The 21,493-nt window shown below is 65.9% G+C and carries 19 protein-coding genes; 15 read left to right on the top strand and 4 right to left on the bottom strand.

Going from position 1 to position 21,493, the window contains the following annotated elements; all coding sequences use genetic code 11:
* The first annotated feature begins 11 nt into the window (after window positions 1-11).
* Complete coding sequence (gene ggt / locus AC3A6I_RS01560; protein WP_487541278.1) at window positions 12-1,592, top strand: gamma-glutamyltransferase; 1,581 nt, start codon at window positions 12-14, stop codon at window positions 1,590-1,592.
* Here the strand turns inward: ggt and AC3A6I_RS01555 are convergent.
* Window positions 1,589-2,446, bottom strand: coding sequence for a helix-turn-helix domain-containing protein (locus AC3A6I_RS01555; protein WP_487541277.1), 858 nt, complete (start codon window positions 2,444-2,446; stop codon window positions 1,589-1,591). The genes ggt and AC3A6I_RS01555 overlap by 4 nt on opposite strands.
* A 229-nt stretch (window positions 2,447-2,675) precedes the next feature.
* Here AC3A6I_RS01555 and AC3A6I_RS01550 point away from each other — a divergent pair, with 229 nt between their 5' ends.
* The 5 genes from AC3A6I_RS01550 to AC3A6I_RS01530 all read left to right on the top strand — a co-directional run bounded on the left by AC3A6I_RS01550 (window position 2,676) and on the right by AC3A6I_RS01530 (window position 8,259).
* Window positions 2,676-3,929 (top strand): ABC transporter substrate-binding protein, encoded by a 1,254-nt coding sequence (locus tag AC3A6I_RS01550; RefSeq protein WP_487541275.1) that lies wholly within the window; start codon window positions 2,676-2,678, stop codon window positions 3,927-3,929.
* Window positions 3,930-3,981: 52 nt separating this feature from the next.
* A complete protein-coding gene (locus tag AC3A6I_RS01545) occupies window positions 3,982-4,869 on the top strand; it encodes a carbohydrate ABC transporter permease (RefSeq protein WP_487541274.1) in 888 nt (295 codons plus the stop codon).
* Window positions 4,866-5,735, top strand: coding sequence for a carbohydrate ABC transporter permease (locus AC3A6I_RS01540; protein WP_487541272.1), 870 nt, complete (start codon window positions 4,866-4,868; stop codon window positions 5,733-5,735). The genes AC3A6I_RS01545 and AC3A6I_RS01540 overlap by 4 nt, the downstream gene beginning before the upstream one ends.
* Window positions 5,736-5,814: 79 nt before the next feature.
* Window positions 5,815-7,134, top strand: a complete 1,320-nt coding sequence (gene melA, locus AC3A6I_RS01535) for an alpha-galactosidase (RefSeq protein ID WP_487541270.1) — start codon at window positions 5,815-5,817, stop codon at window positions 7,132-7,134.
* A gap of 66 nt (window positions 7,135-7,200) precedes the next feature.
* Window positions 7,201-8,259 (top strand): ABC transporter ATP-binding protein, encoded by a 1,059-nt coding sequence (locus tag AC3A6I_RS01530; protein WP_487541268.1) that lies wholly within the window; start codon window positions 7,201-7,203, stop codon window positions 8,257-8,259.
* A 184-nt stretch (window positions 8,260-8,443) separates the two neighbouring features.
* Here AC3A6I_RS01530 and AC3A6I_RS01525 read toward each other — a convergent pair whose 3' ends face one another.
* The gene (locus AC3A6I_RS01525; protein WP_487541267.1) at window positions 8,444-9,055 is read right to left on the bottom strand and encodes an NADPH-dependent F420 reductase; all 612 of its coding nucleotides are present in this window, start codon (window positions 9,053-9,055) and stop codon (window positions 8,444-8,446) included.
* 254 nt (window positions 9,056-9,309) lie between these two features.
* On the opposite strand from AC3A6I_RS01525, the gene AC3A6I_RS01520 reads away from it, so the two are divergent.
* From AC3A6I_RS01520 to AC3A6I_RS01500, 5 genes are all read left to right on the top strand, one after another.
* Window positions 9,310-10,380 carry an amidohydrolase family protein gene (locus AC3A6I_RS01520; protein WP_487541266.1) on the top strand — a complete coding sequence of 357 codons (1,071 nt, stop codon included), beginning with the start codon at window positions 9,310-9,312 and terminating at the stop codon, window positions 10,378-10,380.
* Window positions 10,380-11,570, top strand: coding sequence for an NAD(P)/FAD-dependent oxidoreductase (locus AC3A6I_RS01515; protein ID WP_487541264.1), 1,191 nt, complete (start codon window positions 10,380-10,382; stop codon window positions 11,568-11,570). The genes AC3A6I_RS01520 and AC3A6I_RS01515 overlap by 1 nt, the downstream gene beginning before the upstream one ends.
* Window positions 11,571-11,661: 91 nt before the next feature.
* A complete protein-coding gene (locus tag AC3A6I_RS01510; protein WP_487541262.1) occupies window positions 11,662-12,933 on the top strand; it encodes an ABC transporter substrate-binding protein in 1,272 nt (423 codons plus the stop codon).
* A 7-nt stretch (window positions 12,934-12,940) separates the two neighbouring features.
* Window positions 12,941-13,903 (top strand): carbohydrate ABC transporter permease, encoded by a 963-nt coding sequence (locus AC3A6I_RS01505; protein ID WP_487541260.1) that lies wholly within the window; start codon window positions 12,941-12,943, stop codon window positions 13,901-13,903.
* Complete coding sequence (locus AC3A6I_RS01500) at window positions 13,896-14,726, top strand: carbohydrate ABC transporter permease (protein ID WP_487541259.1); 831 nt, start codon at window positions 13,896-13,898, stop codon at window positions 14,724-14,726. Before AC3A6I_RS01505 ends, AC3A6I_RS01500 begins: the two co-directional genes overlap by 8 nt.
* Before the next feature lie 15 nt (window positions 14,727-14,741).
* On the opposite strand, the gene AC3A6I_RS01495 is transcribed toward AC3A6I_RS01500, so the two are convergent.
* Window positions 14,742-15,677 (bottom strand): sugar kinase, encoded by a 936-nt coding sequence (locus tag AC3A6I_RS01495; protein ID WP_487541258.1) that lies wholly within the window; start codon window positions 15,675-15,677, stop codon window positions 14,742-14,744.
* A gap of 174 nt (window positions 15,678-15,851) precedes the next feature.
* Between AC3A6I_RS01495 and AC3A6I_RS01490 the strand changes: the two genes are divergently transcribed.
* The 4 genes from AC3A6I_RS01490 to AC3A6I_RS01475 all read left to right on the top strand — a co-directional run bounded on the left by AC3A6I_RS01490 (window position 15,852) and on the right by AC3A6I_RS01475 (window position 19,966).
* Window positions 15,852-16,649 carry a DeoR/GlpR family DNA-binding transcription regulator gene (locus tag AC3A6I_RS01490; RefSeq protein ID WP_487541257.1) on the top strand — a complete coding sequence of 266 codons (798 nt, stop codon included), beginning with the start codon at window positions 15,852-15,854 and terminating at the stop codon, window positions 16,647-16,649.
* Window positions 16,642-17,643: an N-acetylglucosamine kinase gene (locus AC3A6I_RS01485; RefSeq protein WP_487541256.1), complete on the top strand. Its 1,002-nt coding sequence runs from the start codon at window positions 16,642-16,644 to the stop codon at window positions 17,641-17,643. The genes AC3A6I_RS01490 and AC3A6I_RS01485 overlap by 8 nt, the downstream gene beginning before the upstream one ends.
* Before the next feature lie 77 nt (window positions 17,644-17,720).
* Complete coding sequence (locus AC3A6I_RS01480; RefSeq protein ID WP_487541255.1) at window positions 17,721-18,674, top strand: SIS domain-containing protein; 954 nt, start codon at window positions 17,721-17,723, stop codon at window positions 18,672-18,674.
* A complete protein-coding gene (locus AC3A6I_RS01475) occupies window positions 18,671-19,966 on the top strand; it encodes a D-tagatose-bisphosphate aldolase, class II, non-catalytic subunit (RefSeq protein ID WP_487541254.1) in 1,296 nt (431 codons plus the stop codon). Before AC3A6I_RS01480 ends, AC3A6I_RS01475 begins: the two co-directional genes overlap by 4 nt.
* On the opposite strand, the gene AC3A6I_RS01470 is transcribed toward AC3A6I_RS01475, so the two are convergent.
* Window positions 19,963-21,165: a LeuA family protein gene (locus tag AC3A6I_RS01470; protein ID WP_487541252.1), complete on the bottom strand. Its 1,203-nt coding sequence runs from the start codon at window positions 21,163-21,165 to the stop codon at window positions 19,963-19,965. The two genes, AC3A6I_RS01475 and AC3A6I_RS01470, sit on opposite strands and share 4 nt — an antisense overlap.
* Between the last annotated feature and the right edge of the window lie 328 nt (window positions 21,166-21,493).

The raw sequence follows: 21,493 nt of genomic DNA, 5'->3' as shown, positions 1-21,493 counted from the left end.
ACGGAACCAGCATGAGAGACTTCCACTTCCCCGGGCGCTCCGTTTCGATCGGGACGCGCTACGCAGCCGCGACCTCGCACCAGCAGGCAACACTGGTGGCGATGGAGGTGCTGCGCAGCGGTGGCAATGCGGTGGACGCAGCGGTGGCGGCATCGGCGCTGCTGGGAGTGGTGGAGCCGCACAGCGTCGGCATCGGCGGCGACACCTTCGTGCTCTACTGGTCGGCGCGGGACAGGAAGCTGCACGGGCTCAACGGCTCCGGCTGGGCGCCGGAAGGCCTGTCGCTCGACTGGCTGAAAGCGCAGGGGATCGACAGCATCAGCGGCGACAGCGCGCATTCGGTCACCGTTCCGGGCGCGGTGCGCTCGTGGGAAATGCTGCTCGGCGCCTTCGGCTCGCGCAAGCTGGGCGAATTGCTGCAGCCCGCCATCGTTGCGGCGCGAGATGGCTGGCCGGTGGCCGAGCGCATCGCCTCGGATTGGCCTGGGCATGTGACGCGGCTCGGGGCAGTCGCAGCTTCGCGCGATCAGTTCCTGCTCGATGGCAAGGCGCCCAGAACCGGCGACGTGCTGCGACACCCGCTACTGGCCAAAACCCTCGAGGCGATTGCCGAAGGCGGCGCGGATGCGTTCTATACCGGGCCGATCGCGGCCGGTATGGTCGCGAGCCTCAACGAAGCGGGCGGGCGGCATACGCTGGCTGATTTCGCCGAGTGGCGGCCCAAGATGGTCGAGCCGGTGCGGATCAACTATCGCGGTCACGACGTCTACCAGATCCCGCCCAATGGGCAGGGGCTGGTGGCGGCCATGATGCTCAACATCCTCAAGGGTTTCGAGCACCAGAACCTCGATCCGCGCGGGGCGGACCGCTTCCACCTGCAGATCGAGGCCTATCGCCTGGCGGCGGCCGCGCGGGATGCGTATATCGCCGACCCCGAGCGCGCGCATGTGCCGACCGAGGAGATGATCTCGGAGCGCTACGCCGAGCGCATGCGCGAGCGCATCGACCTCAGGAAGGCGATGGCCGACGCCGTGGTCGAGCCGATCGGCCCGAACGACACGATCTACCTGACCACCGCCGATGCCGAGGGCAATTTCTGCTCGTTCATCAGCTCGATCTCCGGCGCCTTCGGCTCGGCCATCACCTGCTCGCGCACGGGCGTGCTGTTCCAGAATCGAGGCTCGGGCTTCTCGACCAAGGCGGGTCATCCCAATGTGGTGGAACCGCGCAAGCGTTCGCTGCACACCATCATCCCCGGCTTCGTCACCAGGGGCGCTGCGCCCTTCCTTTCCTATGGTGTGATGCAGGGTTTCTACCAACCCGTCGGCCAGGTGCAGGTGCTGCAGAACATCGTCGATTTCGGCATGGACGTGCAGGAAGCCATCGACGCGCCGCGTGGGCTTCGGACCGGCAAGGCCTTCGAAGCGGAACGCTCGATCCCGGCCGCGACGGTCGAAGAGCTGGTGCGGCGCGGGCATCCGGTCGTGGAGGCGGGCATTTCCTATGGCGGGGCACAGGCGATCATGCCGGTGAACGGCGTGCTGTTCGCAGGCTCGGATCCTCGCAAGGACGGGCTCGCGCTCGCCGTCTAGCGGCGCGCCGCGTTGCCCGACGCATAACCGCGAAACTCGAGACGATATGCCCGCGGCGTCTTCTTGAGGCGCTGCTGGAAGGCGTCATAGAGGCGGCCGACCGAGCTGTAGCCGCAATCGAAGGCGATCTGCGCAATCTCGACGTCGGTGTCGACGAGCAGGCGCATGGCGTGGCGCAGGCGCTGGCGGCGAATATATTCGCCGATGGTCATGCCGAGCACGCGGGCGAAGGCGGCGTGTGCGTTGGTGGGGTGGAGGCCGGAAGCCGCGACCACGTCGGCGACGGTCAGCCGGCCACTCAGCCGCTCGTGGATGAACCGGGTCATCACCTCGGTGTGGCGGACGGCGCGATGGCCGGCGCCTCGCGTAGCCGGCGGCTCGCTTTCCGCAAAAGTAGCCGACCAGGAGAGCCGCTTCAGCCTGAGGCCGACCTCCTCCTCGAGCAGCCGGCGGCGCGGCTCGTCGGCGTCGAACCACTCACGCGTCCAGCGCGCGAAAGTGTAGCGGTCGCCCTCGTCGTCGCCCCGGCCGAAGAACACGCCACCATGCAGCAGCGAGCGGCGAAACTGCGGCGCCATGTTGAGGGCGAGGAACATCGAGAGCGGGACATAGGCACAGCTCAGCCGCTGCTCGGGCTCGACCGAGATCACCTGGTGCGGCGAGGCGGCCCAGAAGACGCAGAGATCGCCGGCGTTCAGGGTCAGCAGCCGGCCGTTGATCAGGTAGCGCAGTGTGCCGGACCACAGGTAGTTGACCTCGATGTGATCGTGCCAGTGCGAGACCGGCATGGCATCGGCCATGTGGGTTTCGATGCAGAACTCGTGGCTGAGGAGGTCGACATCCATTTCGGGCATGGCCAGCCCCGTACTCGAAGAACCTGACATCGGCTGCATCGCCCGTCGCTCGCGCCTCCAGCAAGACGAAACCGTCACATCGCTACTTTTCCGGAAAAACCCGGCTTTGAACAGGGAAGAATTCTGTCCGGATAAGGTGGACGCTACTTCTGACGGATGGTGCGCGAGGAGTGGGAGACTGCGCCAGCCGGGGGCGCATTCGCCCAACCAGCGATCGAGAGGGACGCCGATGAGAACGCTTTTGACGACCACCGCACTGGCCGGGCTGGCGCTGCTTGCCACCCCCGCCGCCGCGCAGACCGAACTGACCTACATGATGTGGGGCGATCCGCCGGAACTCGCCGTCTGGCAGAAGATCGTGGACGAGTTCGAAGCCGCACACCCCGATATCAAGGTGAGCGTGGAAGTCTCGGACTGGGAGAGCTACTGGGATCGCCTGCGCATCACCACGGCCGGCGGCAATGCGCCCGACATCTTCGCCATGGACGCGCCGATCTACCCCGACTGGCAGTCCCGTGGCGTGCTGAAGGACCTGACGCCGTACCTGACCGCCGAGCCGACCGCGCTCGAAGGCGTCTATCCAGGCCCGCTCGCGGCGTACCAGCTGGCTGAGGGCACGTTCGGCCTGCCGCGCGATTTCCAGACCATCGTCCTCTACTACAACAAGGACATGTTCGACGCCGCCGGCATCTCGTATCCGGACGAGAACTGGACGCTCGAGGACCTGCGCACCGCCGCCAAGGCGCTGACCATCGACAAGGACGGCGACGGCAACACCGACCAGTGGGGCATTTCGACCGAACTGCTCGACATGGAGCCGACCTGGGCCGGCGTGGTCTATGGCTATGGTGGCGCGCCGATCAGCGAGGACCACACCAAGACGCTGCTGGCCGAAGGCCCCGCCGTCGATGCGTGGAAGTATCTTGCCGGCCTCTACCTCGAGGACGGCTCGGTGATGACCGCCGAGGATCTCGAGAGCTATGGCGATGACGGCTTTTTCGCCAATGTGGCCGCGATGACCTTCTCGGGCCACTGGGTGATCCCGCAGTACCAGGAAAACGCGTTCAACTGGGATGTCGCGCCGTTCCCGGCTGGCCCCGCTGGCCGCGCCACGCTGGTCAACAGCGCCGGCATCGTGATCTCCGAAACCACCGAGCATCCAGACGAAGCCTGGGAATTCGTGAAGTTCGTGATCAGCGAGGCCGGTCAGAGCAAGCTCACCGAGCTCGGCTTTGCCATCCCGGTGCTCGAGAAGGTCGCGACCAGCCCGGTCTATCTCGAGCAGGCGGCCAAGGGGAACCATAAGGTCTTCATCGACGCCCTCGAGTACGCGCGCACCAAGCCGAGCTTCAAGGGCTATGAAGAGTGGTCCGGCATTGTCGGCGAAGAGTTGAACCTCGTCTGGACCGGCGAAAAGAGCATCGATGACGCTCTGGCCGAGATCCCGCCTGCGGCCGACGCCGTGCTCGAAGCCAACCAGTAAGCTACCTCCGGCGGGCGCCCCGGCGCCCGCCACTCCATACGGGACAGAAGCGATGGCGCATGAGGGCATAAGTGCAAGGGGAGGCGAGCGGCTGTGGGTCGCGCTTCTGCTCGCGCCAACCCTGCTCGGCCTCGCCGTGGGCGCGCTCGGTTCGATCGCTGCGACCATCGGCATCAGCTTTTTCGCCTGGGACCTGCTGTCGGCGCCCGAATGGGTCGGCCTCGACAACTACCTGGCGCTGCCCGGCAACCGCAATTTCCTCAAGGCCTTGACGAACACCACCGTGTTCTCGGCCATCTATGTGCCGACAACGGTCGCCCTCTCGCTGGGCGTCGCCGTGCTGCTCAACCGGCACGTGCGCGGCAAGAGCTTTTTCCGCCTCATCTTCTTCCTCCCGGTCGTCACCTCGCCGACCGCCGTCGGTCTTGTCTGGACCTGGATCTACTCCAAGGACCGGGGCGTCCTTAACGCTGTCATCTCCTTCTTCGGCGGCGAGCCGCAGCACTGGCTGGGTTCGAGCCTCGCGCTCTACTCGGTGGTGGTGGTCAATGTCTGGGGCGCCATTGGCCAGGGCATGATCATCTTCCTTGCCGGGCTGCAGGCTATTCCGCGCGACCTCTACGAAGCCGCCTCGATCGAGGGCGCGAAGCCCCTGCGGCAGTTCCTCGAAATCACCGTGCCGCTGCTGCTGCCGTCGATCTTCTTTCAGACGGTGCTAAGCACGATCTACGCGTTCCAGGCCTTCGACTACGTCTACATCCTGACCCAGACCGGCAACAACAACTCCACCGTGCCGACCATGGTGTTCAACATCTACCGCGAAGGCTTCAGCTTCTTCCGCATGGGCAACGCCACGGCGCAGGCCGTTGTGCTCACCGCCATCGTGATGGTGCTGACCCTCGTCTACTCGCAGCTGCAGAAGCGCTGGGGGCAGCATTGAGCGCCGATACCACCATGCCCGCGATCCCGCTGACGCGAGAAGCCGTGCGGCGGCATCTGCCGGCCAATATCGCCACCTACGCGCTGCTGATCGTGGGCGGCTTCCTGATGCTGGCGCCGTTCCTGTGGATGCTGTCGACGGCGCTGAAGCCACCGGCCGACCAGTTCAACCGGGACTTCATTCCGCAGAACCCGACCCTCGAGAATTTCGCCAATGCCTGGGAGCTGATGCAGTTCCCGCATTTGCTGTGGAACTCCTTCCGCATCGCACTGCTCTCGACCGTCGGCCAGCTCATCACCTGCTCGATGGGGGCGTTCGTCTTCGCGGTGGTGAAGTTCAAGGGCCGGGACTTTCTGTTCCTGCTGCTGCTCGCCACACTGATGGTGCCGTACCAGATGACGGTGATCCCGCAATTCGTGATCTTCCGCACGCTCGGGCTCTACGGCACCGATGTACCGCTCTGGTTGCCGAACTTCCTCGGCGGTGCGTTCGGCGTATTCCTGCTGCGCCAGTATTTCCTCACCATCCCGATGGACCTGCTCGAAGCGGCCCGCCTCGATGGCGCGAGCCTCTTCCGGGTCTACTGGGACATCTACCTGCCGCTCGCCAAACCCGCGCTCGCGGCGCTCGCCCTGTTCTCGTTCATGAGCTCGTGGAACGACCTGTTCTCGGCCATGATCTACCTGCCCGCCAATCTCGAAACCACGACCCTGCCGGTAGGGCTGTCGCTGTTCCAGCGGCTCTACACCGCGCAATGGGCGATCATGATGGCGGCCGTCGTCATCTCGATCTCGCCCATCGTCGTCGCCTTCTTCTTTGCCCAGAAGCAATTCATCCAGGGGATCGCCACGGCCGGCCTGAAGTAGCCCCTCTCACTCCACCTGTCGGCCCCCCGGGCCGGCTCCACAGCAAGCAACACCACACGGCGTGGTGAAGGATAGACTCATGCCCAAAATCACACTCATCGGTGCCGGCAGCACCGTGTTCGCGCAATCGATCATCGGCGACGTGCTGTCCAATCCTGCGTTGCAGGACATGACGATCGCGCTCCACGACATCGATGCCGAACGGCTCAAGACCTCGGAGGTCGTGACCCGCCGGATCGGCGAGACGCTGGGCCTCACCAAGCTCCGCGTCGAAGCCTCGCAGGACCGCCGCGCCATGCTGAAGGACGCCGATTTCGTGATCCTGATGATGCAGGTGGGCGGCTACAAGCCGGCGACCGTTACCGATTTCGAGGTACCGGACAGTTTTGGCGTCAACCAGACCATCGGCGACACGCTCGGCATTGGCGGCATCTTCCGTGGCCTCCGCACCATCCCGGTGCTGTTCGACATCTGCCGCGACATGGAGGAACTCTGCCCCGACGCACTACTGCTGCAGTACGTCAACCCGATGGCCATCAACTGCTGGGCCATCAAGGAGAAGTTCCCGCACATCAGGACGGTCGGCCTCTGCCATTCGGTGCAGGAAACCTCGCACCAGCTCGCCGAAATCCTCGGCGAGAAGCCGGAAGACCTCAATTATCTCTGCGCCGGCATCAACCACGTCGCCTTCTACCTGAAGTTCGAGAAGGTGCTGGCTGATGGCAGCCGGGAGGACCTCTATCCGCGCCTCAAGGCCATTGCCGAGAACGGCCCGGTGCCGGACGACGATCGGGTTCGCTTCGAGATGCTGCGTCGCGTCGGCCACTTCGTGACTGAATCCAGCGTGCACTTCTCGGAGTACAATTCCTGGTTCATCAAGCGCGGCCGCCAGGACCTGCTCGACAAGTACAACCTGCGCCTCGGCGAGTACCTCTACCGCTGCGAGCGCCAGATCGACCGCTGGCACCAGCTCCGCCACGACCTCGAAGGCGCCGCACCGATCGAAGTCGAGCAGTCGAACGAATATGCCGCCGGCATCATCCGCTCGGTGGTGACGGGCGAGAAGGGCCTGATCTACGGCAACGTGCCCAACAACAAGGGCCTGATCGCCAACCTGCCCTCCGACGCGGTGGTGGAAGTGCCCTGCCTCGTCGATCGCAACGGCATTCAGCCGACCGCGGTGGGCTCGATCCCGTCGCACCTCGCCTCGATCATGCAGCTGTCGATCAACGTGCAGCGGCAGACGGTGGAAGCGGCAGTGACCGGCAAGCGCGAGCATATCTATCATGCCGCCATGTTCGACCCGCACACCGCTGCCGAACTGTCGCTCGACGAGATCTGGGCGCTCTGCGATCGTCTTATCGAGGCCCACGGCAACCTGCTGCCGGCCTATCATTGACCAAGGCCCCGCCGTCCGGTTCGCTAGGCCGGGCGGCGGGGACTGTCGCACCCAGGAGGGACCAGCATGGCCGCGCTGTCGCTGCGTAACGTCAAGAAATCGTTCGGTTCGGTCGATGTGATCAAGGGCGTCGACCTCGAGATCAAGAAGGGCGAGTTCGTGGTGTTTGTCGGCCCCTCGGGCTGCGGCAAGTCCACGCTGCTGCGCATGATCGCCGGCCTCGATGCTGCCACCAGCGGCGATATTGCCATCGACGGGGCGGTGGTCAACAATGTCGAGCCATCGCGGCGCGGCATCGCCATGGTGTTCCAGTCCTACGCGCTCTATCCGCACAAGACGGTGTTCGACAACATGGCCTTCGGCCTCCAGGTCGAGCGCCGGCCCAAGGCCGAAATCGCCGAGCGGGTCGGGGCGGCGGCAAAGATTCTCCACATCGACGAGCTGCTGAAGCGCAAGCCGGGGCAGCTATCGGGCGGTCAGCGCCAGCGCGTCGCCATCGGCCGCGCCATCGTGCGGCAGCCGAAAGTGTTCCTGTTCGACGAGCCGCTTTCCAACCTCGATGCGGCCCTGCGCGTCGACATGCGGATGGAGCTCGCCAAGCTCCACCGCGCGCTCGGTGCGACCATGATTTACGTCACCCACGACCAGACCGAGGCGATGACGCTCGCCGACCGGATCGTGGTGATGAACGAGGGCGTGGTGCAGCAGGTAGGCTCGCCGCTCGATCTCTACGAGCGGCCGGCCAACAAGTTCGTCGCCGGCTTCATCGGCTCGCCGCGCATGAATTTCGTCGACGCCAAGGTCGGCAGCCGCGAGGGCGATCTCGTCACCCTCGCCCATGCCGGTAACCGCAATGCCACCCTCCCTGCCGGCGGCGACTGGCAGCCGGGCGAAGCCGCGACGCTGGGCGTACGGCCGCACGATCTCTACATCGCAGACGAAAAGGACGCCCAGTTCAGCGGCACGGCTGGCCTCGTGGAGCGCGTCGGCACCGAAACGATCATCACCATCGAATGCTCGGGCGGCACCGAAATCTGCGCTGCGCTGCCGGGCCGGACTGCGGTCACGCCCGGCGAGCGCGTGCATCTGGGGTTCGACGCGGAGCGCGCGAGTTTGTTTCGCTAGGTCGGTGCCAGCGGTCGCCCCCTCCACCGCCTACGGCGGTCCCCCTTCCCCGCTGCGCAGGGGAGGATTTTCCGCACCGTCAGTGCCCTGATATGGAGAAGGCATGGTCTCTCCGCGATCCTCCCCCGTTTACGGGGGAGGGGGACAGCCGGAGGCGGTGGAGGGGGCGGCCAAGTGCGCTGTGCTACGCCCTCACCACCTGCAGCTGGAAGTTCGGGTGGCCGAACAGGGCCTCGAGGCTCATCCACAGCGGGACAAGCTGTTCCATGGCGCGGACATGGGTCAGGTCGCCGAGATCGACGATGTCGCGCCAGCCGAAGCTCTTCAGTAGCTCCGTCACCTGCGCCTTGGCGTCGGCATCGTTGCTGGCGATGAAGACGCTGTGGCCACCGGCCAGGTGGGCCGGATCGACCATCAGGTGGGCGCTGATATTGTTGAGTGTCTTCACCAGCCGCACGGTCGGAAAAGTCTGCTGGATCAGGTTGCCGAGCGGCGTAACGATCGGCTGGTCGACGGCGCTGTTGTAGTTCCCGATATCGATCAGGATCTTGCCGCCGATGTCGCAGCCCTTGAGCAGCGGCACGGTCTCCTCGCCCGGCAGCGCGTTGACGATCCACTCGCCATGCGCGGCCGCCTCGGCGTGCGTACCGACGCTGGCGCCGGTCGACTTGGCCACGGCCTCAGCCTTGCCGCCATTGGGCTCGCGCGAGCCGAGCATGACGGAATGGCCGAGTGCCACCAGCTTGCCGGCAATGGCCGAGCCGACCATCCCGGTACCCATGACTCCAAACTTCAACGCCACCTCCTTCGCGACAGGCCGACTGCCGTCGGCATCTACAACCTATGTCGAACCCGACATGCGCGTATATGGCTCAAATTCGCTCATATCCATGATTGACATTGATCTAATCCACTTACAATCTGGGTCATATCGGTTTGATTGACAGGCAGATGACACTTCCCGAGAGGGCGCTCACCGCGGCTGAAGGCCGTGGCGGAGCACGGGAAAACTCTGCCCCGACGTAAGGCAAGACGCCGGCAGGAGGGCGAATGACGGACGAGAAGGTATCGCAGGATCTACTGCTGAGTGAGTTCCTTCCCGAGCAGATGGTGAAGCTTCCCGAGCACCATCCGAAGCGCTTCCCCATCCCGGCCTACGATGCCCATAACCATCTCGGCCGCTGGTTCACCAAGGATTGGGTGATCCCCGATGTACCGGCCTTCGTCGCCATGCTCGACGAGGTCAATATCCGTGGCGTGGTCAATCTCGATGGCCCGTGGGGCGACGAGCTCGAAGTCACGCTTGATCGCTATGACCGCGCCTATCCGGGCCGCTTTGCCACCTTCGTCCGCCCCAACTGGGCCGAGACGGCGACGGCCGGCTGGGGCGAGCGCATTGCGCTCTCGGTCCGCAACGCCGCCAAGGCGGGCGCCAGCGGGCTGAAGCTCTGGAAGGACATTGGCCTCCGTAACAAGGACGAGAAGGGCGAGCTGTTCTTCCTCGACGATCCGCGCCTTGCGCCGGTATGGGCCGAGGTCGCCGATGCCGGCATTCCGATCCTCGTCCACATCGCCGACCCGGTTGCCTTCTTCCGGCCGCTCGATGCCACCAACGAGCGCTTCGAGGAGCTGGTGCGGCATCCGGACTGGCACTTCTACGGCCCGGAATTCCCCAGCCTCGAGCGGCTGCTGGAGTCGCTGGAAAAGACCGTCGCCGCCAATCCGCGCATCCAGTTCATCGGCGCCCATGTCGGCTGCCTCGCCGAGGATCTCGCCTGGGTCGACCGGATGATCTCGACCTATCCGAATTTCAACGTCGACATCTCGGCCCGTGTCGCCGAGCTCGGCCGCCAGCCGCGCGCGACGCGAAAGCTGTTCCTGAAGCACCCGGACAAGGTGTTGTTCGGCACCGACATCTTCCCGCCCAAGGCGGCCGACTACCACCGTTACCTGCGCTTCCTCGCCACCGACGACGAGTGCTTCCCCTATTCCGACCATAACCCGCCCCCGACCGGCCGCTGGACCATCTCGGCGATCGACCTGCCCGAAGACGTGCTCACCAAGGTGATCGCGACCAACGCGCAGCGGATCATTCCGGCCTTCAGCCGAGGGCCGAAGTAATGGCCGCAGCTATCCGGGACGACACCACATACGATGTTGCTGTCCTGGGTGGCGGCATCGTGGGGGTCAGCGCCGCATTGCGTTGCGTGCAGGCGGGCGCCAGGGTTGCGCTGATCGACGCCGGCCTCGAAGGCAAGGCGAGCGCCGCCGGCGCGGGCATCGTTTCGCCCGTCGGCCTCGGCGGCAACGAGGCCAGCCCCGAGTGGTCACGGCTTGTCGCCTCGGCCATCTCTCACTATGCGCGCATCCTAGGCCTCTTGGGTGACGCCGGCATGACAGATGTCGGCTTCGGCAAGGTCGGCGAGATCGTCCTCGCCACCCGCGAGCAGGATGTGCCGCGGCTCGGCGAGCTGTTCGACCGCCTCGAGGCCTTCGCCGCGGCAGGGATCGAGCTCGGCGAAGTCAGGCGCGTCGATGGCGAGGTGCTCGGCAAGGCCTGGCCCGAGTTCCGGCGCGACCTCCAGGGCATCCATATCGAGAACATCGCTCGCATGGACGGGCGGCGCATGTGCGCAGCGATCGGCAAGCTGGCCGAAATGAAGGGCGTGAGCGTTGTCGCCGGCAGGGGCGATATCCGGCTCAACGACAATCGCTCAATTTCGCTCAATGTCGACGGCACACCGCTCGAGGCCGGCAAGGTCATCCTCGCCACCGGCTCCTGGTCGCAGCCGCTGCTCGAGCAGCTTGGCGTTGCCATGTCGGTGCAGCCAGTGCGCGGGCAGATCGTCCACCTGCAGCTTGCCGACAAGGCCACCGATCGGCGGCCGGTGATCAACACGTTCGAAGGCCACTATTTCCTCGGCTTTCCCGATGGCCGCGTGGTCGTGGGCGGCACCCATGAGCCCGAGGCTGGGTTCGAGGTGCGCGTCACGGCGGGCGGCGTTCATTCGGTGCTCGACAAGACCCTCCGCATCGCGCCCGGCCTCGGCGCGGGCACGCTGCTCGAAACGCGCGTCGGCCTCAGGCCGCGCAGCCGCGACGGCTATCCGATCGTGGGCCGACCGCGCAGCACATCCAACGCAGTCGTGGCTACCGGGCTTGGGGCCTGGGGGCTCACGCTGGGGCCGATGATCGGCGAGATCGCCGCCGAGCAGGCGCTCGAGCTCACGCCGACTTACGAGGCCGGATTCCTCGGACCCGACCGCGCCGACATCACCGAACCCGCTGTGCTGTCGCCAAACATCAAGTGAGATTGGCCGCCGCGAGGTGCGGCGGCCAGCGTCCAATAGTTCGTATCGTGAGGGAACGACTATGCCGACGACCAACAGGAGAGGGACTAACATGCACATGAAGTTCACGCGCCGCAGCGTGATCCGGCAGCTCGGCCTCGCCGCGCTGGCCAGCACCGCACTGGGCGGCGCCGCGATGGCGCAGGAGACGGTAACGCTGTCCTACGCGCTCTGGGACGCCGCACAGGTGCCGGCGATGGAGCAGATCATCGCCGAGTTCAAGCAGGAGCATCCGAATATCGACGTCAAGATCCAGGTGACGCCGTGGAGCGACTACTGGACCAAGCTCCAGACCGCCGCGACCGGCGGCAGCGCGGCCGACGTGATGTGGATGACGCTGGCCTACTTCAAGCTCTATGCCAGCAACGGCATCCTGCTGCCGCTCGACGAAAAGATCGGCGCCGATGGCGTCAACATGTCCGACTACGTGCCGGCCATCGCCGAAGCCTACAAATATGACGGCGTGCAGTATGGCATCCCCAAGGACGTGAACGCGTTCGGCCTGTTCTACAATAAGGACCTGTTCACCGCCGCCGGCGTGCCGTTCCCCGATGCGACCTGGACCTGGCAGAGCGTCATCGACGCCGCGCAGAAGCTCACCGACCCGGCTACTGGCGTTTACGGCGTTGCGGCGCAGGAAGGCGACGAACTCGCCTGGTACCTTACCGTGCCGCAGACCGGCGGCGGCTATGTGATCAGCGAGGACGGCAAGACGTCGGGCTACGACAAGCCCGAGACTATTGCCGGCATCCAGTTCTGGGTCGACCTCGTCAACAAATACAAGGTCTCGCCGACCCTGCAGCAGCTCACCGATACCGAGGCGCTGTCGCTCTACACCTCGGGCAAGATCGCCATGTATTACGGCGGCTCCTGGGACCCGGTGGCGATCGCCGGCGTGCCGGCGGCCAAGGCGTTCACCGACGTTGCTCCGCTGCCCAAGGGTCCGGATGGCACCGGCACCTATTACAGCAACGGCCTCGCCTACTCGATCTTCGCCAACACGCCGCACCCGGAAGAAGCCTGGGAGTTCGTCAAGTTCCTCGGCTCCAAGCGCGCCAACGAGATCCAGTCGACCACCGGCACCGTGATCCCGGCCTTCAACGGCCAGGCCGGCGGTTATGTCGAGGCGCTGTCGTGGATGAACGCGCAGGCGCTGATCGACCAGCTTCCCAACGCCAAGCCCTTCCCGGTTTCGGAGAACACCCCGGTGTGGCGCCGCAACGCCACTGCCGAGTTCGCCAAGGCCTGGACCGGCGAGGAAACGGTGGAAGCCGTCGCTGCGCGTGTCGCCGCGCAGATGAACGAAGCTCTGGCTGCCGAGTAAGCCGCCAATGACCTACGTCTCCCGACCTGAAACCTTCAACTCGTCGGCGAGACCGGTCGCCGCAAACAAGGCCCGCCGCGCTCGCTTGAGCCGGGCGCAGCGGGCCGAGTGGGCCTGGGCCATCATCTTCATATTGCCCACCACGATCGGCCTGGGCGTGTTCTCGCTCTGGCCGATCTTCGAGACCTTCTACTACTCGTTCACCACCTGGGGCGCGTTTGGCGGCCACAAATGGAGCGGGCTGAAGAACTACCAGAACGTCCTCAAGGACGCCGAGCTGTTCCAGTCCTCGATCAACACGCTGGTGTTCACCGCCATGTCGCTGCTCAGCGTGCCGCTGGCGGTGATCATCGCGGCGCTCTTGAACAGGCCGGGCATGAAGGCGCTCGGCTTTTACCGCACGCTCTACTTCCTGCCGGTGGTGACGCTGCCTTCCGCCGTCGCGCTGATGTGGAAGCTGCTTTATTCAGGCGACTACGGCATCGTGAACTGGCTGCTCAGCTTTGTCGGCATTGACGGGCCGTACTGGCTGTCCGATCCCAACACTGCGATCTACGCCATCGGGCTCGTCTCGATCTGGAGCTCGGTCGGCTACAACATGGTGATCCTGCTCGCCGGCATGCAGACCATTCCGCGCGAGTACTACGAAGCGGCCGAGATCGATGGCGCCGGCGGCATCCGCCAGTTCTTTTCGATCACCATCCCGCTGCTCACCCCCTCGATCTTCTTTGTGTGCGTGATCACAGTGATCAACGCACTACAGGCCTTCGATCTCGTGTTCCTGATGATTGCCGCAGAGAACCCGGCGCTGCCGAGAACGCAGACCGTCGTTTACCTGTTCTTCGAGAAGGGCTTCATCGAGCACAATGGCGGCTATGCCGCGGCCATCGCCTTCCTCCTGATGATCGTGATCCTGGTGCTCACGGCCATCCAGTTCCGTCTGCAGAAGCGCTGGGTGCACTATGGCTAAGAAACTCAAGGGTCACAGCAACGTCCTGCCCCACATCTGGCTGTCGATCGGCGCCTTCATCATGGTCGGCCCGTTCGTGTGGGAAGTGCTGACGGCGTTCAAGACCTTCGCCGAATCCATCCAGGTGCCGCCGGTGTTCATTCCGGCGCAGTTCAACTTCGATAACTTCGCCGCGGTGTTCAAATCGCTGCCGTTCGACATCCTGTTTCTCAACACGGTGCTGATGACGGCGGCGCGGACGGCAGGCCAGGTGATCTTCTGTTCGCTCGCCGGCTATGCCTTCGCGCGGCTGAACTTTCCGGGCCGGAACTACATCTTCATGCTGTTCCTCGCCGTGATGATGGTGCCGGGGCAGATGTTCCTCATCCCGCAGTATCAGCTGATGCAGAGCTGGGGGCTGCTCAACACCATACCGGCGCTGTTCCTGCCGGGCATGTTCAGCGCCTTCGGCACGTTCCTGATGCGGCAATTCTTCATGCAACTGCCGATGGAGATCGAGGAAGCGGCACGGCTCGACGGCGCCAACACGTGGCAGATCTACTGGAAGATCATGCTGCCGCTGGCGGCGCCCGGCATGCTGGCGCTGGGCCTGCTCGTCGCCATCTGGTCGTGGAACGACCTGCTGTGGCCGCTGGTGGTCAATACCGATCCCGAGAAGATGCCGCTCTCGGCCGGCCTTGCGAACCTGCGTGGCGAGCACCTGACCAACTATCCCATCCTGATGGCCGGCTCGCTGATGGCCAGCCTGCCGCTGATCATCGGCTTCATCATCTTCCAGAAGCAGCTGATCCAGGGCATCGCCACCACGGGCAGCAAGGGCTGAAGGCGTGGCGGGCCCTCAGCGGCCCGCCGAACGCCCAAGGAAATGAACAAGCTCGGCATGAGACGACACGCCCTCCATCGGCCCCTTGCGGGTCACCGCAAGCGCGCCGGCGGCACAGGCGAGGCGCAGGTTCTCCGCCGGTGCGAGACCACGCAGCCATCCCGCCACGAAGGTGCCGCCGAAGATGTCGCCGGCGCCGGTGGGGTCGAGCTCTTCCACCGCGAAGGCGGGCTGAGTGATGTCGGTGTCGCGATCGACATAGCGGGCGCCCTCGGCCCCGTGCTTGAGCACCACCGCGCGGATACCGCGGTCGAGCAGGTCGCGGATCGGGTCGGGCTGGTCGGAGAACAGCTGCAACTCGTCGCCGCTGGGCAGGAACAGGTCGGTGGCGGCAATGATGCGCTGCATCGCATCGCGAAATCCCGGCGCGGCCAGCATCTCCTTGCGGATATTGGGATCGAACGAGACCGTGCCGCCCTGCCGCTTGATCACTTCTATCGCCCCGAGCGCGGCCGCAGCTACCGGCTCGGCGCCGAGCGACGAGCCGACGACGTGGAGGTGCCCGGCCTTGGCCAGCACCCCAGTCGCGGCCGCATCGATGCGGATATGGCGATTGGCGCTGTCGCGCAGGTTGAAGACGAAGTCGCGCGCGCCGCTCTGCCGATAGCGTACGAAGGCGCTCCCCGTAGCCGCGCCAGGATGCACGGCGATAGCGCTGACGTCGACACCGTCCCGGCGCAGACGCTCGATATTGAGCCAGCCGAAATCATCGTCGCCCACCGCGCCGACCATGGCGCAGGGCACGCCCTGGCGCGCCACCTGATCGATGAAGATTGCCGGAGCCCCGGACGGGAACGGACCGACGAGCTCGATCGGCTCGCGAAAGCCCTCGCCGGGCCGCACGGCCATGATCTCCACAAGTATCTCGCCGACGGTCACAACCGACTGCACCGAGCTCTCTCCTCCGATTGCGTTCAGCGGCGCATGCTGCCGCGAGATTCGTGCGCTGTTATATGGCGTGTTTTTCGGCATTCACGTCACAATCAATCACCATCATGATTGACTTTTGATCGTTCACGGTAGAAATCTGCGCGCAAGGGCGCGTTTTGCGTTAGTGGGGAGGCCATGTCGCAAGGCGAAGGGGTAAAGGTGGAGCGGCTCGACGCCATCCGTGGCTATCTCTATGCCCACGGTTATACCACCGTTCAGGCGCTGGCCGATGCGGTGGGTGCATCGCTCGCAACCATCCGGCGCGATCTGCAGATCCTCGAGCGCGAGGGCGCGATCGACCGCGTGCATGGCGGCGCGCGCATCGCCGAAGGCTCGTCCGTCGAAGTCGCCTTCCAGGAGCGGGCCAAGCGCAACCTCGTCGCCAAGCGCGCCATCGCGCGGGCGGCCTACCAGGTGCTGGTGCCGCACGCGACGATCTTTCTCGATGCCGGCACCACCGTGCTGCAGCTCGCCCGCCTCATCCGGCTCAATCCACTGCCGCTGCGCATCTTCACCAACGGGCTGACGGTGGCGCAGGAATTCCTCAACGTGCCGCATCTGAGCGTCTCGGTGATCGGCGGCCAGTTGCGCAGCGAGAACGTCTCGCTGGTCGGCCCCGAGGCCGAGCAGATGCTCGATACACTGTGGTTTGATCAGCTGTTCCTCGGCATGAGCGCCGTTTCCGAAGATGGCGCGCTCTATAGCGTCGACAGCGCCGAGGCGAGCCTCAACCGCCGCATGCTGGCGCGCTCGGCGGTGGCGTACCTGCTCACCGATTCCAGCAAGTTCGGCACTACGGCGACCTATCGCGTCGCCCCGCTCGCCGCCTCGCGCGTCATCACCGACTGGCGGCTGAGCTCGGACTGGCGCGCCCGGCTCGCCGATATGGGCGTCGATGCCACGATCGCGGAAGACGAGCCCGCCGATGAATGACGGAGTGATCGTCGGCATTGATGGCGGCGGCAGCAAGACGCTGGTGGCCACGGCCGATCGCAGCGGCATGGTGCAGGCCCTGGCGCGCGGCATGGCGACAAGCCCGCTCGAGGCGGCCGGCTGGGCCACGGCGCTCGCGGCGCAGGTCGAGGGTGTGGCCCGCGATCCGGCGCTGAGCGCGGTGGCTGCGGCATTGCCGGCGTATGGCGAGGTCGAGCATGTCTCGGCCGAGCAGCGCGAAGTGATTGCCAGGCTGTTCGGCCGCGTGCCGCAGCGCGTGCTCAACGATGTCGATGCGGCCCACCTCGGCGCCTTTGCCGGCGGGGCCGGCATTCTTATTCTGGCTGGAACCGGTTCCATGGCCTGGGCCCGCGATGCCGCGGGCACGTCGCACCGCACCGGCGGCTGGGGCGAAGTCATCGGCGACGAAGGCAGCGGCTACTGGATCGGCCGGCGCGTGCTGCGCGCGGTGAGCCATAGCCTTGATGGGCGGGCCGGCGAGACCGGCCTCGTCGAGGCGGTGTTCGGTTTCCTCAAGCTCGACGCCACGCAGGCGGTAAGCGAGCTCGAGAGTTGGGCTTCCAGCCTCGACAACCAGCGCTCCGGCATCGCCTCGCTCGCGCCACTCGCCACCCGGCTCGCGGAAGCCGGCGATGCAGCGGCGGTCGAGATCATCGAGGCGGCGGCCGACGAGCTGGCGCTCCATATCCACACGCTCGAGCGGCAGCTGAGCGCGCCCGACCTCGCCTGGAGCTATGCTGGCGGCATGTTCTCGAGCCCGGCGCTGCTATCGGCGCTGACGCGACGCATCGGCCGCGATCCGCAGGCGCCGCGCCTGCCACCGGTCGGCGGCGCGCTGCTGGCCGCCGCACAGCATCTGGGCTGGCAGACGGACGAAGCCTGGGTCGCGCGGCTTGCCGCCTCGCTCAGTTCCGTGCCGACCCGCACCAACGAAGCTATTTCATCGCAAACGACCGGGCGGCCTTCGCCGTGATCGTTCGCACCCACTAACGCCGTCGCCGGCCTGCTTGCAGGCTCGGCCCAGCAATTACCCGCAAGAAGGGAAAGCCCATGGGCCCTACAGAGCAGACCATTTTCGAGCAGTTCCCGTACTGGCAGAAGGCCTCCGGGCCGCTGGCTCCGCTGGGAGAGGCGGAAGTGCTGGTGTTTGTCGGCTGCGGCACATCCTACAACCTCGCCATGTCGCTCGCCGCGCTCGGCAACGCCTCCGGGCGCCGGTCGATCGCCGTGCCGGGCGGCGAGTGGGCGGCCCGCCCGCAGCACTACCTCGCCAACCCGGGCAAGGCGCATGTCGTCGCCCTGTCGCGTAGCGGCGAGACCACCGAAACGGTGGCGGCGGCCAATGCCAGCCGGGCGGCAGGCATGTTCGTCACCGGCATCACGGTCGAGCCGCAGAGCTCGCTCGCGGCCAATAGCGACCGGCTGGTGACGGCCGAGACCGATCCGCGCGAAGGCATCGTGATGACCACCTCGGCCAGCCTGATGCTGTTGCTCGGCGCGCGCCTGCTCGGCCACCACATTTCGGCCGAGACCATCGCGCTCGCCGATGCGTTGCTGCACGATGTCGATGCCAAGGTGCCGAGCCGGCTCGGCAACCGCTCGCACTTCGTCTATCTCGGTGGTGGCGCGCAGTATGGCGTCGCGGTCGAGGGCGCGCTGAAGCTCATGGAAATGAGCCAGGTGTTCACCCAGTCCTTCCATCCGCTCGAATATCGCCACGGCCCGATCAGCCTCGTCGACGAGCGCACGGTCGCAGTGCTGCTCTACAGCGCCGACCAGCGCGCCGCTGAAGCGAAGCTCGCGGGCGAATTGATCGACAAGGGCGCGCTCGTCGTCGGTATCGGCGGCGAGGGCAATATCAGCTTTGCCGTGCCGGCCGAACCGGCGCTGGCCGGTCTCGTCTACCTGCCGGCGCTGCAGCTGCTCGGCGAGCGCGTCGCCCAGTCGCGCAAGCTCGATACTGCCGCGCCGCGGCACCTGACCAAGGTGGTGACCCTCACATGAGTGGTGCCGCCGCGGCGCGCGATCGCGTCCTTTCGCTGCTGCTCGGAGATACCCGCGACGCCGCGCAGACCGGGATCACCTCGGTCTGCTCGGCCCATTCGCTGGTGCTGGAAGCAGCCTGTCGCGAGGCCAGGCGCGCCGGCACGGCGGTGCTGATCGAGGCCACCTGCAACCAGGTGAACCAGGACGGTGGCTATACCGGCATGACGCCGGCCGATTTCCGCGATTTCGCCGCGCGCATCGCCGCGGCGGCCGGGCTGAAGCCGGCGCAGCTGGTGCTTGGCGGCGACCATCTCGGGCCCAACCCGTGGAAGTCGCTCCCGGCCGAGGAAGCGATGGCCAAGGCCGAGGCCATGGTCGCGGCCTATGTCGGAGCCGGCTTCCGCAAGATCCACCTCGATTGCTCGATGGGTTGCAAGGGCGAGCCCGAAGCGCTCGCCGACGCGATCGTCGCCGAGCGCGCGGCGCGCCTGGCGCGGGTCGCGGAGGCATCCGCCAGGGCCGCCGGCCTGCCGCTGCCGATCTACGTGATCGGCACCGAAGTGCCACCACCGGGTGGCGCGACGCATGAGATTTCAACCATCGAACCGACCTCTCCCGCTGCGGTGAAGCAGACATGGGAAGTGCACCGTGCTGCGTTCGCCGAGGCCGGCGTAGAAGCATCACTCACGCGCGTCATCGCGCTCGTGGTGCAGCCGGGCGTCGAGTTCGGCAACGCCAATGTGGTGATCTACGATCCGGCTCCGGCCCGCGCCCTTATCGGCGCGCTCGACGATCTTCCCGGCCTCGTGTTCGAAGCACATTCGACCGACTATCAGCCGACCGAGGCGCTGAGTGCACTGGTCGACGATGGCTTTGCCATTCTCAAGGTTGGCCCCGGCCTCACCTTCGCGCTGCGCGAAGCACTCTACGGTCTCGATGCGATTGCCGAGGAACTGCTTGGGCCCAATGAGGACTCCGTGCAGGCGACGATGGAGCGGCTGATGCTGCTCGATCGCAAGAACTGGCAGTCGCACTATCCCGGCACGGCCGAGCAGCAATACCTGCAGCGGCATTTCAGCTATTCCGACCGCATCCGCTACTACTGGACCCATCCGGAAGCAGTGACTGCCGTCGACCGGCTGCTGCTAAGGCTGCGCGAGGTGACGATCCCCGAGACGCTGGTGAGCCAGTACCTGACGCGGAGCTATCCCGCCGTGGTCACGGGCGCGCTGAAGGCAGCGCCGCGCGAGCTCTGCCTTGCGGCTATCGAAATCGCGCTGGCGCCATACCGGGTCGCGACGACGGCCTAAACGTCCTCGACGCCTTCGCTCTCCGCGATGGCCAGGAACTCGTCGTCATGCAGCGGTCGCCCCTTGGCGGCGCCCATGCGCTGCGAGCGGATGAGGATGCGTTCAGCCTTGTCCGGGCTCGTCTTCAGCCCGTACTCGATGAGTTTCTGGACCACCGCTGCCCTGTCGCTCCACTTGCCGATGACCAGCTCGGGCTTCCGGCCGACCAGTTCGGGGGCATAGGCAAAGGCATGGCGTCGCTCGCCGGCCTTGGTGAAGGCGCCGATCGGGCCCCATTGCTCATAGCGGTGCGCGCCCTCTCCCACGATCGGCTTGAAGTAGCCGTTGGAGAGGCCGGTCATCTGTTCGACCGTGCGGCAGAGCTCGTCGAACAGATCGAGGCGCAGCCCGGTGCGCACCCCATAGATGGCTTCGAGCGCCATCACCACCGCCTCCATGGCGGCATTGCCGGCGCGATAGCCGATGCCGTTGAGCGAGACCTGCAGCACGTCGGCGCCGCCCTCGTAGCCGCCGAGCACATTGGCGACGGCGAGACCGAAATCGTTGTGGCAGTGCACCTCGATCTTGAGGCCCGTGTGGGTCTTCAGATGCCGCACCAGATGGGTCATCGCGGCCGGGCGGATCACGCCCATGCTGTCGACGACGGTGGCGTAGGTGGCGCCCTCGGCCTCCGCCGCCTTCGCCGCCTCGGTGACATGCTCGAGATCGGCCCGGGTGGCTTCGGGCATGAACAGGTTGATCGTCGCGCCGGCGGCCTTGGCGGCCCGCACCTGCGACAGCATCTCGTCAAAGAGCTGCGCCCGCGGCTTGCCGAGCACGTGGTCCTGATAGGCACCGCCGATGCGATACCAGACCATGACGTGCCTGACCCCCAGATCGAGGGCGCGCTCGACCCGGCCGGGCTGCCAGGTGACCCACAGGTCCATCCCGAGCTGACGCTCGAGGATGCCACGGATCACCTCGGGCCAGCCGGGCACGGTGAGAAAGACTTCAGTGCGCTTGATGCCGAGCCGCGCCAGGCCCTCGGCCAGCCGCAGCTTGTCGGCGGTGGTGAAGGCGAGGTCGGCCGCTTCCTCGCCGTCGCGCAGCGTCAGGTCGTGGATCTCGACCGGCCGCGGCGCCACCGCGATGGCCGGGTCGAAATTGTGCCGGCTGGTGACCCAGTGGCGCGAGGCAAACGGACCTTCGGTATCAGACATCGGATCCTCCCCAGGCCCTGCCTTCCAACTCCGAAGCGTCATAACACGTTTTGCCGCCGACCGAATTCCTCCTTACGGGCGATGTCCAGACGGGCAGTGCTCAGGGCGTCGCCGGACTGCCCAAAGTCCCGGGCGTCGCCTGTCGGGTCGGCCACACCGTCGCCGAATAGGACCGGCGCGAGACCGATGTGCACGTCGGGTGGGCGCCACTGGCGAAGGTTTGGAAGACCTCGGCAACGAAATCTTGTCGACAAATTGTACGCTAGAGCTGTAGGAAGATCGAAACCCAAGCGCCCTCGGCTTTTGGGTCACCTCAACCGTCTCTGGC

The organism is Devosia sp. Soil_C_22 (genome assembly GCF_057657195.1).
Note: the sequence above shows the minus strand (reverse complement) of the source record. Positions and strands in the feature narration are given on the sequence as shown.